The organism is Thiolapillus sp., assembly GCF_048562965.1.
Lineage (GTDB): Bacteria > Pseudomonadota > Gammaproteobacteria > Chromatiales > Chromatiaceae > Thiolapillus > Thiolapillus brandeum_A.
In genome coordinates this window covers 1-711 of record NZ_JBHNMF010001308.1, presented here as the reverse complement: position 1 = coordinate 711, position 711 = coordinate 1, and the positions used below count along the sequence as shown (strand labels likewise).

The following is a 711-nucleotide window of genomic DNA, read 5'->3' as shown; positions in this document are numbered from 1 at the left end:
GCTTTGCCCGGCGCTTTGCCACCTACAAGCGCCCCAACCTGCTGCTGAAAGACAAGCAGCGCCTGGCCCATCTACTGACCAGTACAGACAATCCCGTGCAACTGGTGATCGCAGGCAAGGCACATCCAAGAGATCTTGATGGCCAGGAACACGATGCAGATACCGCCTGGGACAGCCATGAAGCAGATTGCCTCTACGATCTGCTCGAACAGCAGGTCATACCCGAGTTCTACCGGCGCAATGCCCATGGCATCCCTGAAGACTGGATAGGCCATATGCGCAACAGCATGGCAAAACTGACGCCTGTCTATTCCAGCAACCGCATGATCCGGCAGTACGCCGAAGAGTATTACCTGCCCATGGCCCGTACGGTAAGACGGCGCTGTACCGGCAACCTTGCGGAAGCAAAAGCCATCACGGCCTGGAAAGTAACGCTGGAACAACACTGGCCGTCCATCCATTTCGGAAACCTGAAGACCGCCAGTGATGAGTCGTCCTATTATTTTGGTTCTTCGTAGATTCGTGTGAAGCCTAAGGCGCCATATCTAGGCCCCCGCAGTAAACAAGCGTGTCTTCGGCCTCGTGATAGATTTTGGGACATCCCAGTTCCCAAAATCGACTCGGCCTTTGACAACCTATTTGTGCCCCAGTCGTCCTGGTCACCAAGCACTACGCAACAACTTCGCAAGCTCGTTGCTGCTCCGTACTTGC

The 711-nt window shown here is 55.0% G+C and carries 1 pseudogene; it reads left to right on the top strand.

Annotation, left to right across the window (positions count from 1 at the left end):
• Window positions 1–518, top strand: a pseudogene (locus ACOCD2_RS23995) (hypothetical protein); the annotation flags it as partial.
• Between the last annotated feature and the right edge of the window lie 193 nt (window positions 519–711).